Origin of the sequence: Burkholderia sp. Ac-20392 (assembly GCF_017104585.1) — a bacterium.
GTDB classification, from domain to species: Bacteria; Pseudomonadota; Gammaproteobacteria; order Burkholderiales; family Burkholderiaceae; genus Burkholderia; species Burkholderia lata.
This window is the reverse complement of record NZ_JAAGPB010000221.1, coordinates 1-13,664: the sequence shown is the minus strand read 5'-3', so window position 1 is coordinate 13,664 and position 13,664 is coordinate 1. Positions and strand designations below refer to the sequence as shown.

Here is a 13,664-nt window from a genome sequence, read left to right as displayed (position 1 = left end):
TGTTATTTTGGACGAGATAGGGCGACCGCCGCGATATACCCCGACATATACGCTCTTTCCCTACACGCCGCTCTTCCGATCTCCTGGCGACGCGGCTCGGCACCGGCCGGCGCGTCGGGTGCGGCCCGTGCGCAGAGTGCCGCGGCGAACCGTTGCAACGCGAGAACCGAGCCCGCGACGCTCTGGTACTTTTCGCGGCCGATCTGCCCGTCGAGCGTGACGAGCAATCCGGCTTCGCGTGCGAGCGCAAGCAAGGCGTCGATATTGTCGGACGGAAGGTTGCCGGCCGACACGGCCTGGGCGGGCAGGGCGCGCGCGTTGCCCGACGCGCGCCGCTGGCCGTCCCGGCCCGGTAAGTTGCGATGTGTCATGGTTGGTCTCCTGCGCCAGGCCCCGCATGCCGGCTCGACGGCCGGCTGAGCGATGACCCGTATGAACGTTTCGTCCATGTCACCAGTATCGTGTCGCGCCCGTGCGCTGCCAAGCAGCGCGTGCTGAAGTCGCTGTCAGGTAATGCGCGGCGCCTATCGGAATCCGCTGACACGCGGGGCGGCCGATCGGCCGTCCCGGCGACGATCCGGCCCGTTCGATCCGACGAATGGGCAGCGCGTGCCGGCCGTCGCTTGACGCATGATTTCGGCCGGTCTAACTTCGCCACTGCATCGGCGTCGGGCAACGTTCCATCGTTTGCCGGTCGGCCGGTGCCGCGCCCCGGGGTGGCGTGGCAGGGCTTCCAGTCTCGTTCGCGGGCAGTTTGCGCCGCGAACCTAGCGCGGCCGGTTCGGGGACGGACCGGCACGGCGGCACGCAACGTGTCGTTGATCGCGCGCAAACACGCGCCGGCGCATCGCACGCCGCGCTGCCGTTCAGTCTTTAAGCTTCCGGTACCTTCTTCTTTTCGTTCCTCGACCGTCAGGAGTCCGTCGATGTCCAAGGACAATTTGCTCGATTCACTCAAGGAAGCCGCCAAACAGCGTGCGATCGGTTCGGATCAGTTGCGTGCGATGCTCGACGACGAAGTACGCGTGTTGTCGTCTGGCGCGCGGGTGCACGATTACATCCACGTGTTCGCGATCCGGAACCTGCGCGAACGGATGCGCCAGCAGGACGATTTCGACCACGATACGCGGGCCGATGCGCCGTCTGCCGACGCCGATCCACGTCCGAGCCATCGCCTGTGACGGGCTAGCGCCGCGGCTAATGCCGCGGACGTGACGCCATCCGTCACCGGACCAGGGCCGGATCCAGATCGACATTCATGCCACCGTCGACAGCGAACCGGCCTGTTTCTACTCCCTTTTGATTGCAGTGTCCGAGATCGCCGGCGCCGTCGCCGCGTCCAGCGGCGGGCGGGCGTGCGCGTCGCCGACCGGCGCGACCATCCTGACGATCCGCTGACAATCGGCATTGCCTTTTGTCATACGTTTCACTGAATTGTCACAGCGGCCTCAAGTAAGCGGCGCGATTGCCGTTTACCCGGTGAATTCGTCCACCGGGCGTTCGCGCTCCCTTACCGAGTCGTTGCCATGTTCTCGTCCATCCGGGCCCGCATCCTTGCCGCGTGCGTTGCCATCGTCGTATTCGCGCTCGTCGCCACCACGCTCATCAACTATTTCATCGCGCACTCGTACAACGACGATGCGATCGACCGCAACCTGACCTCCGTCGCGAGTGGCCACGTGGTCGGGATCGCCGACTGGGTCGCCACCCGGAGCCGGATGATCGCATCGCTGCAGGATGCCGCACTGACGCCCGATCCGCTGCCGGTGTTCAAGCAGATGGCCACGGCCGGCGGTTTCACGAACGTCTACGCGGGCTACGCCGACAAGGTGTTCCACTTCTCCGACCCGACCGGCATTCCGCCCGACTACGATCCGACCGGCCGCCCGTGGTACAAGCAGGCCGCGCAGGCCGGCAAGCCGGTCGTCACGCCGCCGTACGTCGACGCCGGCACGGGCAACCTCGTCGTCACGTTCGCGGTGCCGATCCTGCGCGACGGCGCGCTGAAGGGCGTCGTCGCAGCGGACGTCTCGATGGACACCGTGATCGCGAACGTAAAGACGATCCACCCGACGCCCGCGAGCTTCGGGATGTTGATCGACAGCAACGGCCACGTGGTCGCGCACCCGGACGCGAAGCTCACGCTGAAGCCGGTCGCCGACGTGTCGCCCGAACTCGGCGCGACGAACGGTGCGACGATCGCGGCGGCGACCGCACCCGTCGAGGTGACGGTCGGCGGCGACGCGAAGCTGGTGCGCGCGCGCCCCGTGCCGGGCACGGACTGGTACGCGCTGGTGCTGCTCGACAAGAACGAAGCGACGGCGGGGATGCGCTCGCTGCTGACCGCTTCGCTGATCACGCTGCTCGTGGTCGTCGGCGTGGCGTCGCTGATCATCGGCGCGATCACCGCGACCGCGTTCCGCCGCCTGTCGCAAGTGCGCCAGGCGATGGCCGCGATCGGCTCGGGCGCCGGCGACCTGACGCAGCGCCTGCCGGCCGACGGCCGTGACGAAGTGGCGGACATCGCCCGCTCGTTCAACAGCTTCGTCGACAAGCTGAACGACGTAATGCGCCAGATCCGCGATGCGAGCGAATCGGTGCGCACGGCCGCGAACGAGATCGCGGCGGGCAACCAGGATCTGTCGTCGCGCACCGAATCGGCGGCGGCGAGCCTCGAGGAAACGGCTGCATCGATGGAAGAGATCACCGCGACGGTCGGCCAGTCGGCGGCGGCCGCCGGCCAGGCGGACGAACGCGCGGCTGCCGCGTCGCGGATCGCGTCGCACGGCGGCGTGGTCGTGTCGGACGTGGTCGCGACGATGGAGAAGATCGAGGAAGCATCGGGCCGGATCGGCGACATCATCGGCGTGATCGACGGGATCGCGTTCCAGACCAACATCCTTGCGCTGAACGCAGCCGTCGAAGCAGCGCGGGCGGGCGAGCAGGGCCGCGGCTTCGCGGTCGTCGCGCAGGAAGTGCGCAGCCTCGCGCAACGCAGCGCGCAGGCCGCCCGCGAAGTGAAGGTGCTGGTCGAATCGACGGTCGCGAGCGTGTCGGCCGGGTCCGGGCAGGTGCGTCAGGCGGGCGACACGATGCGCGAGATCGTGTCCCACGTGTCGAACGTGACGACGATCATCTCCGAGATCACGCACGCGGCGAACGAGCAGACGCGCGGCATCCAGGAAGTGAATCGCGCGGTCACGCAGCTCGACGAAATGGTGCAGCAGAACGCGGCGCTCGTCGAACAGTCGACCGCCGCCGCGACCGCGCTGCAGTCGCAGGCGAACGCGCTGGCGACCACGGTCGGGCGGTTCAAGGTCGCTTGACGCGGCTGGCGGGAAAGACGGCCGCGCCGCTCAGGAGCGGCCGTTGTCGCGCATCAGCGCGAGCCGGTTGTAGAGCGTTTTCAGGCTGATCCCGAGTGCTTTCGCGGCACGCGGCTTGTTGCCGTCGAAGTGGTGCAGCGTCGCCGCGATGAAGCGCTGCTGCGCATGGTGCAAGGTCGCGCCGAGCGGCAGCGCCATCGTGTTCTCCGACAGGCGCTCGGGCGGCATCGCCGGCTTCGGCAGCGTGATGTCGATGCCTTCGTCCGCCAGGATGTAGGCGCGCTCGATCGTGTTGTGCAGCTCGCGGACGTTGCCCGGCCACGAGTACGCGCGCAGTGCCGCGATCGCCGCGTCGGTCAGCCGCTTGTGCGCATGGTGCCGCGCGTTGAGCGCGTCGACGAATTCCAGTGCGATCGTCTCGATGTCGCTGTCGCGCTGGCGCAGCGGCGGTACGTACAGCGCAAACGCGGCGAGGCGGTAGAACAGGTCCTCGCGCAGCCGGCCGTCGCGCACGGCTTCGGCCGGGTTGTGGCGCGTGGCCGACACGATGCGCACATCGAGCGGAATCGGCTCGGTGCCGCCCACCCGGACGATCACATTCGATTCGATCGCCCGCAGCAGCTTCACCTGCAATGGCGCGGGCATCTCCGCGATCTCGTCGAGCAGCAGCGTGCCGCCGCGCGCGGCTTCGAAGAAGCCTTCCCGCTGCGCGATCGCGCCGGTGAAGCTGCCTTTCTCGTGCCCGAACAATTGCGATTCCGCGATATCGGGCGGAATCGCGCCGCAGTTCACGGGGACGAACGGGCCCTCGCACCGGGCGCTGAGATCGTGCAGCCGGCGCGCGACGATATCCTTCCCGACCCCGCTTTCGCCGGCAATCATCACGCTGGCGCGGGTCGGTGCGATCTTTTCGATGCGGCCGAGCAGCGTGCGCATCGCTGAGGACCGGCCGGACAACCGGCGGCTGTCTGCACGTTGCTTCGACCGGTTTGCGGTTTCTCCCATTGTCATGAGTCGGCATGAGCGGGGCCGTTTTGAAATTCGGCACCACGCGTTCCGTTGATTGCAATATTTTCATCGACAGCGAAACGGCCACGAAGGTGCCGCAAAATAGAAATTTCCAATGTGCGCGGCGGGGACGGAAGGAGCAGACCATCGATTTCTGACACGAATCGCGGCATTTCTGCGCGATCCAGGGTCGTATCGGCGCTTTTTTACATCATTCCGATGAAAAAGCCGGTTGCGGTCACGGTGCGCGGGTGCGGCCCACGGCACCCACCGGTTTCCGACCGACTGCTGCGGCCCAGCCCGCAGGGCCGCCACCCGGCCACGCAGCCGGCGCGCCTCACCATCCGGCCATCCACAGCCCGCGTCGGGCATGCCACTTGCTGATTCCATCAAGCTCGCCCGGCACGCTCGACGGCAGGCCGGAGGGTCGACCAACGGCATGACGCCGTGCGACCGGAGCCGGCGCGAGGCAAGGATGCAATGAGGACCCTGACCCGTGAGCTGTTACGGCAGGGTGCATGGATCGTGCTGGCCGTCGGGCTGGCGTCCGCGCTGCAGGCGTGGGCGGTTCGCGTCGTCGGCGAGCACGCGCCATTTGCGCCGCTGCCTTTTTATGCAGGCGTGGCGGCAGCCGCATGGCTGACGTCGTTCGGCGGTGGCCTGGCCGCGGCCGCCGTGAGCGTGGCCGTGATCGGCGCGCTGTGGTGGCGCGATGCGCCGCTGGCGACGCTGCTCGCGCAGGCGGGCGCATTCGTCGCGATCAGCTTCGTCGAGTGCGTGCTCGTGATGGCCGTGAAGCCGCTGCTTGCGAACGATCGTCTGCGCGAACCCGATGACGACGGCGATGCCGATGCCCGCGAGCCGCATCGCGAGCCTGAGCCCGTGCCCGCCGCCGCGCGCGTGCCCGTGCCTGACGACAGCCTGCTGCGGCGCGTGGTCGACGCTTCGCCCGATGCGATCGTCGGCGTCGATGCCGCCCGCCGGATCACGAGCTGGAATCCGGCCGCGCGGAGAATCTTCGGCATCGACGCGGCACAGGCCGCCGGGCGAGACGTCGCCGCGATGATCGCGCCGCGCTGGTTGCAGCGCCATCCGTTGCCCGCATCGTTCGCGAACCTGCACACGTCGGTCGGTCCGCTCGACGTGCTGTGCGTGCGACGCGACGGCGGCCGTTTTCGGGCGACCTTCGCCGCAGCGCCGATGGTCGATGCGCAGGGCAACTGCACGGGCCTGTCGATGACGCTGACCGATGCGCACGAACGCCGTCGCGGCGAGCGGCGCAACCTGCGTTCGCTGCGCGGCGCCCGCGACGCACGTGCACAGGCGGACACGTCGAACCGGCTGAAGGACGAACTGCTGGCCACGGTGTCGCACGAGCTGCGCACGCCGTTGAACGTGATCTACGGCTGGGTCGAGGTGCTGCGCAACGTCGACGGTCAGGGGCTCGCGCAACAGGCCGTCGACGCGATCGATCGCAGCGCGCGGTCGCTGTCGCACATGGTGGCCGACCTGCTCGACGCGTCGTCGCTCGCGACCGGCCGGTTGCGCCTCGAGCGCGTGCCGGTCGATCTCGTGCGGGTCGTGCGCGATGCCGTGCGCGAACTCGACGCGACGGCCCAGGCGAGCGGGCTCGAGTTGTCGACCCAATACGCGATGCCGACCTGCGTGATTCCGGCGGATCGCGAGCGCGTGCGCCAGGTCCTGTCGAACCTGTTGTCGAATGCGATCAAGTTCACGCCACCGGGCGGCCGCATCGTCGTGTCGCTGGCCCGGGCAGGCGAGCGCGTGCGGCTGTCGGTCGCCGATACCGGGCAGGGCATTGCGCCGGAATACCTGCCGCACCTGTTCGAGACGTTCAGCCGGCCCGAACGCGCATTCGCGTCGCCGAAGCGCGGCCTCGGGCTCGGCCTGTCGATCGTGCGCAACATCGCCCAACTGCATGGCGGCGACGTCGTCGCGACGAGCGCCGGCACCGGACGCGGGACGACCGTCACGGTCACGCTGCCGGCCGGCTGGGACGTCGACGATCCGGCCGAATACCTGCTGCACGCGGCAGGCGCGTCTGACACGGCAACGCTCGACGGCCAGCGCGTGCTCGTCGTCGACGATGATGCGACGTCACGCGCGAGCCTCGCCGCGGCACTCGAAACGATGGGCGCGCAGGTGTCGACCGCGCAATCGGGTCACGACGCGCTCGACGTGGTGGAGCGGCAGGCGCCGAACGTCGTGCTGTCGGATCTCGCGATGCCGGACGGTGATGGCTTCTGGCTGCTCGATCGCATCCGACATTTGCCGGGCGGCAGCGGCCATCTGCCTGTCGTCGCGGTCACGGCCCACGCCGGCAACGCCGACCGGCACCGCGTGATGGCGGCCGGTTTCGACGCGTATCTGCGCAAGCCGGTGGACATGCCGACGCTGGCGAGCGTGATCGCCGACGTCGCGCCGGACGCCGGGCACGATCGGAAAGGGCGCGGCCGGTAGCAGCCGGCGCGGCCGCCCGCCTGGTCGTCGACGAGGAAAGGAGGCGCGATGGACGCAACGTCAAGCCGCGCGGCCGGCCCGCTCCGTCGCGACACACGGAGGTCCGGATGAAAACGAATCGAACCCGCCGGCCGGCGGCGATCGTGCTGGCCGCGACCGTCGGCGCATTGACCGCCGCGTTCGCGGATGCACAGGCGGCACCGGCTTCGTCGGCGCAGGTCGCGCCGGGCGTCATCCGCCCCGGCACGACGGCCGACGAAGCCGGCATGACGCAGCGGCCGACCGGTAGCGACGTCGAATTCGTCGACAAGGCCGGCATGATCGGCAAGGTAGAGCGGCAGGCCAGCCAGCTCGCGCTCGACCGGTCGTCGAACGCCGACGTGAAGGCATTCGCGCGCCGGATGGTCGACGATCACGGGCGGATCGCCGGCGAATTGCGGCAGCTTGGTGCGGCCAAGGGCGTACCGGTCCAGTCGCGGATGCTCGTTGATCCGGCCGTGACCGCGTTGCGAACCAAAGAGGGTCATGCGTTCGACGTGGCCTATGTCGCGCTGGCGGGCCCGCGCGCGCACGAAGCAGCGATCCGGCTCTACGAAGCCGAGGCGCGGAACGGCCGCGATCCGCAGCTGCGCGCGTTCGCGGCCAACACGTTGGCGACGCTGAACGCGCACCTGGCCGCCGCCCGGCAACTTGCGCAGGCGGTGGCGGCCGCGCACTGAGCGGCGATCGCGCTACCGCTTATCACTTTCAGGGGCTTCGGAGGCTTCAGAGGTTTCAGGGCCGCCCGGCGACGCCTCGTACGGCGGTGAGTCGAGCGCCGTTTCGCCTTCCTCGATCAGCCAGTACGGCGCACTCCCGTAGTACGCATGCAGCGCTTCGGCCCATTCCGGATCGGCCATGGCCGGCCAGCGGTTCCTGTCGAAGCCGGGGGCTTCGCGCACGCGTTCGGTCGCGACCGGCAGCACGAAGCACTGGCGTTCGACGTCTAGAACAAGGACGTTCCATGGCACCGCGAGCAGCTTGTCGCCGATCCCGGGCAGGCTGCCCGACGACACGACCGCATACGCGATCCGGCCGGAGCGCACGTCGAGCATGATGTCGGTGACCTGGCCGATGTCGTCGCCGTCCATCGTCAGGACGCGATCGCCTTCGAGCGTGCGGGCGGCCATCACGTCGGGCCCCGGCCCGCTGCCGGCCGTGCGGCGGTTGCCGCCGACGATGCGCGTGTCGTCGTGCGACGGTCTGTCCGTTGTCATCGAACACCTCCTGGTCGAAGCGGCACCCGGGCGGGCCACGCGGCATGAACGGGCGCCGGTCAGCGCCGGCGCGGCAGCGACACGTCCTCGAGCGTATTGGCCAGCTCGTCGCGCTCGGGGCCGCCCGCGCGCGTCGCGATGTCGCCGAGCGACACGATGCCGACCAGCCGCCGGTTGCGGTCGAGCACGGGCAACCGATGCAACTGCACGTCGGCCATCCGCTGCTGGACGTCGCCGACCCCATCGTCCTCAACGCACCACTGCACGGGCCTGGACGCGACCGCCTGCACGGGCGTATCGGACGAATGGCCGTGCGACAGTCCGCGCACCGCGAGGTCGCGGTCGGTCACGATCGCGACGAGTTCGGGGCCGTCGCAAACGGGCAGCACGCCGATATCGAAGCGCCGCATCAGTTCGGCCGCGTGGCGAATCGTGTCGGTCGGCGCGACGCACACCACGTCGCGCGACATGATCTCGATGACGCGATACATGAACGCCTCCTTCGTGAGCAAGACGATTCGGGAGCAGATGGCGTGCCGCGCGCGGGCTGCACACGCCGGGCCAGCGCAAGCCCGTCATTGGCGTGAACAGGCTCCCGGCGGCCAGGCGACGGAGAAATTTGCCAGCCCGCTTGTACATCTTCCACGGCGGCAGCCGCGAACGGGCGGGGCAGGACGTCAGTGGCCGATGCCCGTCATCGCGACGATCGCGAGCACCACCGCGCTTTCGATCGCCGCCAGCGCTGCGACGCCGGCGGCGCCGCTGATTTCATGCCATCTGCGTTCAAGGCGTTTCATCAGATCAACTCCGAATGGCTCCGGCACGCCGCTGCGCCGCCGCGCAGCGCGGGCCGGTTGCCGCCGTCAGCCGTGATCGGGGGGCGGGGAAGGGACGTGCGGCGCGCGGCGTTCGTGCTCGCTGGACGGCTTGGCAGGATCGATACGGGTCGCGCCGCCAACGGCGGGCGGGTCGCTGGCCGGAAACGTCTCCTCGAGTCCCTCGTCGATGCGTTCCTCCGTCTTGTCTTCGGACGGCGGGCGCGACGTGGCGAGCCAGAGCAGTCCGGCAGCCGGTGACACGGCGTGGTGGCGGCCGGGGGCGTGAACGGTCATGGTCGAACCTCCTTGGTCATGGATACGGGCGCAAGCGCCATGCCTGCGCGGGGCCGACGGCACGACGCTTGCGCGTCGGCGAAACCGCACGGGGCGCGGCGCAGCCACGCGCGCCGTCGGCGTGGACGAGAGGACATCGTGATGAAGGCATCCAGGAAAAGGATACGTTACGACGCGAACGTATGCGGCGGCGATTTATCCCACGTGCGCGAGCGTTTCGACACGTGGAAGCGTGAGTCGCGGATCTATCGGCCCGAGCGGCGCATGTTCGACGGCAAGGACGAGCTACGCAAACTGAACGACACCGTCTACGACGGCCCCGAGCGCGCGCAGCGGGTGCTCGTCGCGGAATGCACGCCGTCCGACCGGTTCGCGCTCGCGGTGCGGCTGACCGCGGAGGGCCGCACGATGTGGCTGGTGATGGCGGCGTACGACGATTGAGCGCATGGCCGCGTCCGACCGGCGCGGGCACCCGGGCGGCGTAGAAGCGGGCACGCCGCTTGCGCGCGATGACGGCGCCATCGAGATGCGCGCGCCGTCGCGCAGGAGAGACATGAATACGCCATTCACGCTGCACCGCCCCGAACCGACGACACCCGACGTCGACCCGGACCCGACGCCCGGGCACGACGATCCCGTCGATCCGCCCGTGCCGGACGGGCTGCCGCAGGGCGACCCGCCGTCGCACCCGCCGCCGATGCGGATGCCGGGAGGGGATGCATCACAACCGTCCGCGCGAACACTGAAAAAAGGAGGACCCTCATGGACATTCACGTGCAATCGCCAGACAAGCGCGCGATCGCTCAGGTGCTGGGCCGCTATTTCGAATCGCGCTCGTTGCGCTATCACATCGAGGAACTGCCGGGCGGCGTGCTGCAGATCGGTTTTCGCGCCAGCGGCCACCCGGTTGCCGTCACCGTGTCGTTCGACGATGCCGCGTACGACACCTACACGCACTGGGACGCGAGCCAGAAGCAGCTCGCGCTCGGTCGGCTCGCCGACGGCTTCTCGCGGATGATGTCGACGCGCAGCCCGGCCGCGCTGGCCGGCGACTATCACGTCGAGCGATTCTGATTCCACCCCGCTTCAAAAGACGGTCCTGCGCACGGCAAAGTGCCCGCACGCAGCGGGCGCTTTGCGTCTGCGCGCGCGTCGCGTAGGATGTCCGTTAATTCAGCGCACGCTACGTTCGCGCCGCAGGCTGCCAGCCGCTGCAGCCGAAGAGGCGCAAGGCGCTTTACTTCAGGTTCGTTTCGCGCAACCGACGGGGACCTTGATGACTGTTGCTCGCCCATTGCTGTCACCCGGCGCACGCCGGTTCGTTTCCGGTGTGTCGGCCTGCGCGGCGCTCGCCGCGGCTGGCGCCCGCGACGCGTCGGCCCAGACGCCTTCGCCGCTCGGCGAGTGGCAATACTCGGCGGGCGTGCCGCTCGAAAAACTCTACGATCCGAACATCTCCACCTGGGACATCAGCGTGGGCGCCGCCATGACGCTGCAGCCGCGCTATGCGGGCTCCGACCGCTATCGCGTGATGGGCGGCCCGAACGTCGACATCCGCTATCGCGACCTGTTCTTCCTGTCGACGGGCGAGGGGCTCGGCGCGAACGTGCTGCGCGGGCCGAACTGGCGCGTGAGCCTGTCCGTCGGTTACGACCTCGGGCGCCGCTCGGCCGACGATATCCAGCACCTGAACGGCCTCGACAACATCAACGCGGCCCCGGTGATGAAACTGGCGGCCGATTACGTGATCTCGAAGGAATTCCCGCTCGTGCTGCGCGCGGATATCCGGCGCAGCATCGGCGGCTCGAACGGCTGGGTCGGCGATTTCTCCGCGTACATGCCGCTGCCGGGCAGCAACGAGCATTTCTTCTGGTTCGCGGGGCCGACCGTGTCGTTCGCCGATTCGCGCTACATGAACAGCTGGTTCGGCGTGAGTCAGGGCGCCGCCGCGCGTTCCGGGCTGCCGGCCTATTCGTCGGGGGCCGGGATGAAGTCGTTCGGCGCGGGCGTGACGATGGCCTGGTTCGTGAACAAGCACTGGTTCGTCACGATCGACGGCGCGATCGAGCAGCTCGTCGGCCGCGCCGCGCGCAGCCCGATCACGCAGCAGTCGACCAACGGCGTGTTCGACATGTCGGTGAATTACCAGTTCTGAGCGGGGCCGGGCGGCCGATGGCCGATGGAGCGCGCGGCATTTGCCGTCACATTTGATATGATTCCGACCTGTACAAATGTACAGTGATCAATCCCCGTGACGCCTGCATCGCCGACGCCCCCGGCGTTTTACTACCTGACCAATTTCGAACGCGCGCTGGCCTGGCTCGGCGCGCGTTACGACGACCTGTTCGACGAACACGAGCACGCGTTCGTTCGCCAGTTCGCAACACTGCCGCAGGCGTCGCGCGCGCTGCTCGTGCGGATGCTGATGCGCAACGGCGCCGACTTCCGCGCCAGCAAGCTCGTGTACGACGAAATCGGCTGCACGCTCGACGCGGCCGCGCCGCTCGTCGACCTCGGCTGGGTCGATCCGGCGCCCGCGCTGACGCTCGACGAACTGTTCGCGCTGTCGACCAAGGCTGATCTGCTGCGCATCTTTCCGGCACTTGCCGCGCATGCGGGCGAGCGCAAGCCCGAATGGCTCGAACGGCTGCGTCCCGCGCACGACGTCGCGCAATCGCTCGATGCGTGGTGCGCACAGGCCGGCGACCGCGTGCTGCGCGTGACGGTCGGCGCGCTGTGCGACCGGCTGCGCCTGATGTTCTTCGGCAATCTGCATCAGGACTGGAGCGAGTTCGTGCTCGCCGATCTCGGCGTATTCCAGTACGAAAGCGTGCCGATCGCGCCGTCGTCGCGCGCGTTCCAGCAGCGCGGCGACGTCGATGCGTATCTCGCGCTGCAGATGTGCCGCGATGCGCTCGACGCGTGGCCCGACGATCTGCCGTTCGACGACCTGATGCGCGCCATCGACGCGGTCGGTTGCGCGCAGCCGTGGCTTGCCACACGTCGCGCGAAGCTGCTGTTCGCGCTCGGCCAAACCTGCGAACGCCGCGCCGACTGGGCCGCTGCACTCGACGCGTATGTGCGCAGCGCATGGCCCGGCAGCCGCCATCGACGTATCCGCGTGCTCGAACGCTGCGGGCGTGACGACGATGCGCTCGCGCTGGCGCTCGATGCGCGCGGCGGCTTCGAGAGCGACGAGGAGCGCCAGCGTGTCGAGCGCATGCTGCCGCGCCTGCAGCGCCGGCTCGGGCAACGCGTCGAACGTGCAGCCGCGGCAGCGGACGTGCCGCGCGAAACGCTCGTGCTTGCGCGCCCCGACGCGTTCGTCAGCGTCGAATTCGCGGTGCGCGACCATCTCGCGCAACCGGCTTCGCCAGTCCATTACGTCGAAAACACGCTGATCAATTCGCTGTTCGGGCTGCTGTGCTGGGAGCCCGTATTCGCCGCGGTGCCGGGTGCGTTCTTCCACCCGTTCCAGCGCGGCCCGGCCGACCTGCACGCGCCCGATTTCGTCGCGCGTCGTGCGGACGCGTTCGCCGCGTGCTTCGCGCAACTCGATTCGGGCGCGTATCGCGACACGATCCGCCGGCATTTCGCGACGAAGGCGGGGCTGCAATCGCCGTTCGTGTTCTGGGGCGTGCTGACCGACGAACTGCTCGAGGAGGCGCTCGCGTGCCTGCCGCCCGAGCACCTGCGGCTGTGGTTCACGCGCCTGCTCGCGGATATCCGCAGCAACCGGTCGGGGCTGCCCGATCTCGTCCGCTTCTGGCCCGGCGAGCGCCGCTATGAACTCGTCGAGGTGAAAGGCCCCGGCGACCGCCTGCAGGACAACCAGACGCGCTGGCTCGCATACTGCGTCGCGCACGGCATCCCGGTGCGCGTGATCGACGTCGAGTGGGCCGGTGAGGGCGTCGTACACGCCGAAGCAGCGGGCCTGTCCGCATGAGCTACGTCGTCGCGGTGCGGGCGATGTGCGAGTTCACCGCGCGACGCGGCGATCTCGACCTGCGCTTCACGCCCGCGCCGACCGCGCTCGAAGGCATTGCCGGCCACGGAGCGGTCACGTCGAACCGCGGCGCCCGCTACGAAACCGAGATCGCGCTGACGGGCACGTGGGGCACGCTCACCGTGCGCGGCCGCGCGGACGGCTACGATCCGGTGGCGAATCGCCTCGAGGAAATCAAGACCTATCGCGGCAGCCTCGATGCGATGCCGGCCAACCACCGCGCGCTGCATTGGGCGCAGGCGAAGGTCTATGCGCACCTGATGTGCGACGCGCGCGGCTTCCAGGAAATCGACGTTGCGCTCGTCTATTTCGACATCGTGTCCGAACGCGAGACGACGCTGACGCAAACGCTGGGGGCGGCCGAGCTCGCGACGTTCTTCGCCGAGCAGTGCGCGTGCTTCGTCGGCTGGGCCGAGCGCGAGACGGCCCACCGCGCGGCGCGTGATGCAGCGCTGCGCGCGCTCGCGTTTCCGCA

General features: G+C 68.9%; 12 protein-coding genes and 2 pseudogenes. 9 read left to right on the top strand and 5 right to left on the bottom strand.

All coding sequences use genetic code 11. The features are described from left to right. Positions 1 to 2: 2 nt before the first annotated feature. Positions 3 to 371 (bottom strand): hypothetical protein, encoded by a 369-nt coding sequence (locus tag G3N99_RS22645; RefSeq protein ID WP_241011797.1) that lies wholly within the window; start codon positions 369 to 371, stop codon positions 3 to 5. 555 nt (positions 372 to 926) lie between these two features. On the opposite strand from G3N99_RS22645, the gene G3N99_RS22640 reads away from it, so the two are divergent. Together G3N99_RS22640 and G3N99_RS22635 are read left to right on the top strand one after the other, a co-directional pair. After that, on the top strand, positions 927 to 1,181 hold the full coding sequence (locus G3N99_RS22640) for a DUF3562 domain-containing protein (protein WP_011355246.1): 255 nt from the start codon (positions 927 to 929) through the stop codon (positions 1,179 to 1,181). Between the two features lie 345 nt (positions 1,182 to 1,526). After that, positions 1,527 to 3,326 (top strand): methyl-accepting chemotaxis protein, encoded by a 1,800-nt coding sequence (locus tag G3N99_RS22635; protein ID WP_206123525.1) that lies wholly within the window; start codon positions 1,527 to 1,529, stop codon positions 3,324 to 3,326. 30 nt (positions 3,327 to 3,356) lie between these two features. Here the strand turns inward: G3N99_RS22635 and G3N99_RS22630 are convergent. After that, positions 3,357 to 4,404, bottom strand: a pseudogene (locus G3N99_RS22630) (sigma-54 dependent transcriptional regulator). Positions 4,405 to 4,814: 410 nt separating this feature from the next. Here G3N99_RS22630 and G3N99_RS22625 point away from each other — a divergent pair. Together G3N99_RS22625 and G3N99_RS22620 are read left to right on the top strand one after the other, a co-directional pair. Next, the gene (locus tag G3N99_RS22625; RefSeq protein ID WP_206123523.1) at positions 4,815 to 6,815 is read left to right on the top strand and encodes an ATP-binding protein; all 2,001 of its coding nucleotides are present in this window, start codon (positions 4,815 to 4,817) and stop codon (positions 6,813 to 6,815) included. Positions 6,816 to 6,922: 107 nt separating this feature from the next. Next, the gene (locus G3N99_RS22620) at positions 6,923 to 7,534 is read left to right on the top strand and encodes a DUF4142 domain-containing protein (RefSeq protein ID WP_206123522.1); all 612 of its coding nucleotides are present in this window, start codon (positions 6,923 to 6,925) and stop codon (positions 7,532 to 7,534) included. A 12-nt stretch (positions 7,535 to 7,546) separates the two neighbouring features. Here the strand turns inward: G3N99_RS22620 and G3N99_RS22615 are convergent, their stop codons facing one another. The 3 genes from G3N99_RS22615 to G3N99_RS22605 form a co-directional block, all read right to left on the bottom strand. Further along, positions 7,547 to 8,071, bottom strand: a complete 525-nt coding sequence (locus tag G3N99_RS22615; protein ID WP_206123521.1) for a PRC-barrel domain-containing protein — start codon at positions 8,069 to 8,071, stop codon at positions 7,547 to 7,549. 59 nt (positions 8,072 to 8,130) lie between these two features. After that, positions 8,131 to 8,562, bottom strand: a complete 432-nt coding sequence (locus tag G3N99_RS22610; RefSeq protein ID WP_174937877.1) for a CBS domain-containing protein — start codon at positions 8,560 to 8,562, stop codon at positions 8,131 to 8,133. Between the two features lie 372 nt (positions 8,563 to 8,934). Next, positions 8,935 to 9,183 (bottom strand): hypothetical protein, encoded by a 249-nt coding sequence (locus G3N99_RS22605; protein WP_206123520.1) that lies wholly within the window; start codon positions 9,181 to 9,183, stop codon positions 8,935 to 8,937. A 141-nt stretch (positions 9,184 to 9,324) separates the two neighbouring features. On the opposite strand from G3N99_RS22605, the gene G3N99_RS22600 reads away from it, so the two are divergent. The 5 genes and pseudogenes from G3N99_RS22600 to G3N99_RS22580 form a co-directional block, all read left to right on the top strand. Next, entirely contained in the window at positions 9,325 to 9,624 is a 300-nt protein-coding gene (locus tag G3N99_RS22600; protein WP_174937873.1) for a hypothetical protein, read from the top strand. A gap of 321 nt (positions 9,625 to 9,945) precedes the next feature. Beyond that, positions 9,946 to 10,257, top strand: coding sequence for a hypothetical protein (locus tag G3N99_RS22595; protein ID WP_011355236.1), 312 nt, complete (start codon positions 9,946 to 9,948; stop codon positions 10,255 to 10,257). Positions 10,258 to 10,459: 202 nt separating this feature from the next. Further along, positions 10,460 to 11,338 carry a MipA/OmpV family protein gene (locus tag G3N99_RS22590; protein ID WP_174935313.1) on the top strand — a complete coding sequence of 293 codons (879 nt, stop codon included), beginning with the start codon at positions 10,460 to 10,462 and terminating at the stop codon, positions 11,336 to 11,338. Positions 11,339 to 11,434: 96 nt separating this feature from the next. Next, positions 11,435 to 13,129, top strand: a complete 1,695-nt coding sequence (locus G3N99_RS22585) for a VRR-NUC domain-containing protein (protein WP_206123519.1) — start codon at positions 11,435 to 11,437, stop codon at positions 13,127 to 13,129. Then, positions 13,126 to 13,664: pseudogene (locus G3N99_RS22580) on the top strand (ATP-dependent DNA helicase); the annotation flags it as partial. The gene G3N99_RS22585 and the pseudogene G3N99_RS22580, both read left to right, overlap by 4 nt.

Bases quoted from the DNA above. Each gene is read 5' to 3' on its own strand.
- G3N99_RS22645 (WP_241011797.1), bottom strand. From the start codon at position 371: ATGACACATCGCAACTTACCGGGCCGGGACGGCCAGCGGCGCGCGTCG.
- G3N99_RS22640 (WP_011355246.1), top strand. From the start codon at position 927: ATGTCCAAGGACAATTTGCTCGATTCACTCAAGGAAGCCGCCAAACAG.
- G3N99_RS22635 (WP_206123525.1), top strand. From the start codon at position 1,527: ATGTTCTCGTCCATCCGGGCCCGCATCCTTGCCGCGTGCGTTGCCATC.
- G3N99_RS22625 (WP_206123523.1), top strand. From the start codon at position 4,815: ATGAGGACCCTGACCCGTGAGCTGTTACGGCAGGGTGCATGGATCGTG.
- G3N99_RS22620 (WP_206123522.1), top strand. From the start codon at position 6,923: ATGAAAACGAATCGAACCCGCCGGCCGGCGGCGATCGTGCTGGCCGCG.
- G3N99_RS22615 (WP_206123521.1), bottom strand. From the start codon at position 8,071: ATGACAACGGACAGACCGTCGCACGACGACACGCGCATCGTCGGCGGC.
- G3N99_RS22610 (WP_174937877.1), bottom strand. From the start codon at position 8,562: ATGTATCGCGTCATCGAGATCATGTCGCGCGACGTGGTGTGCGTCGCG.
- G3N99_RS22605 (WP_206123520.1), bottom strand. From the start codon at position 9,183: ATGACCGTTCACGCCCCCGGCCGCCACCACGCCGTGTCACCGGCTGCC.
- G3N99_RS22600 (WP_174937873.1), top strand. From the start codon at position 9,325: ATGAAGGCATCCAGGAAAAGGATACGTTACGACGCGAACGTATGCGGC.
- G3N99_RS22595 (WP_011355236.1), top strand. From the start codon at position 9,946: ATGGACATTCACGTGCAATCGCCAGACAAGCGCGCGATCGCTCAGGTG.
- G3N99_RS22590 (WP_174935313.1), top strand. From the start codon at position 10,460: ATGACTGTTGCTCGCCCATTGCTGTCACCCGGCGCACGCCGGTTCGTT.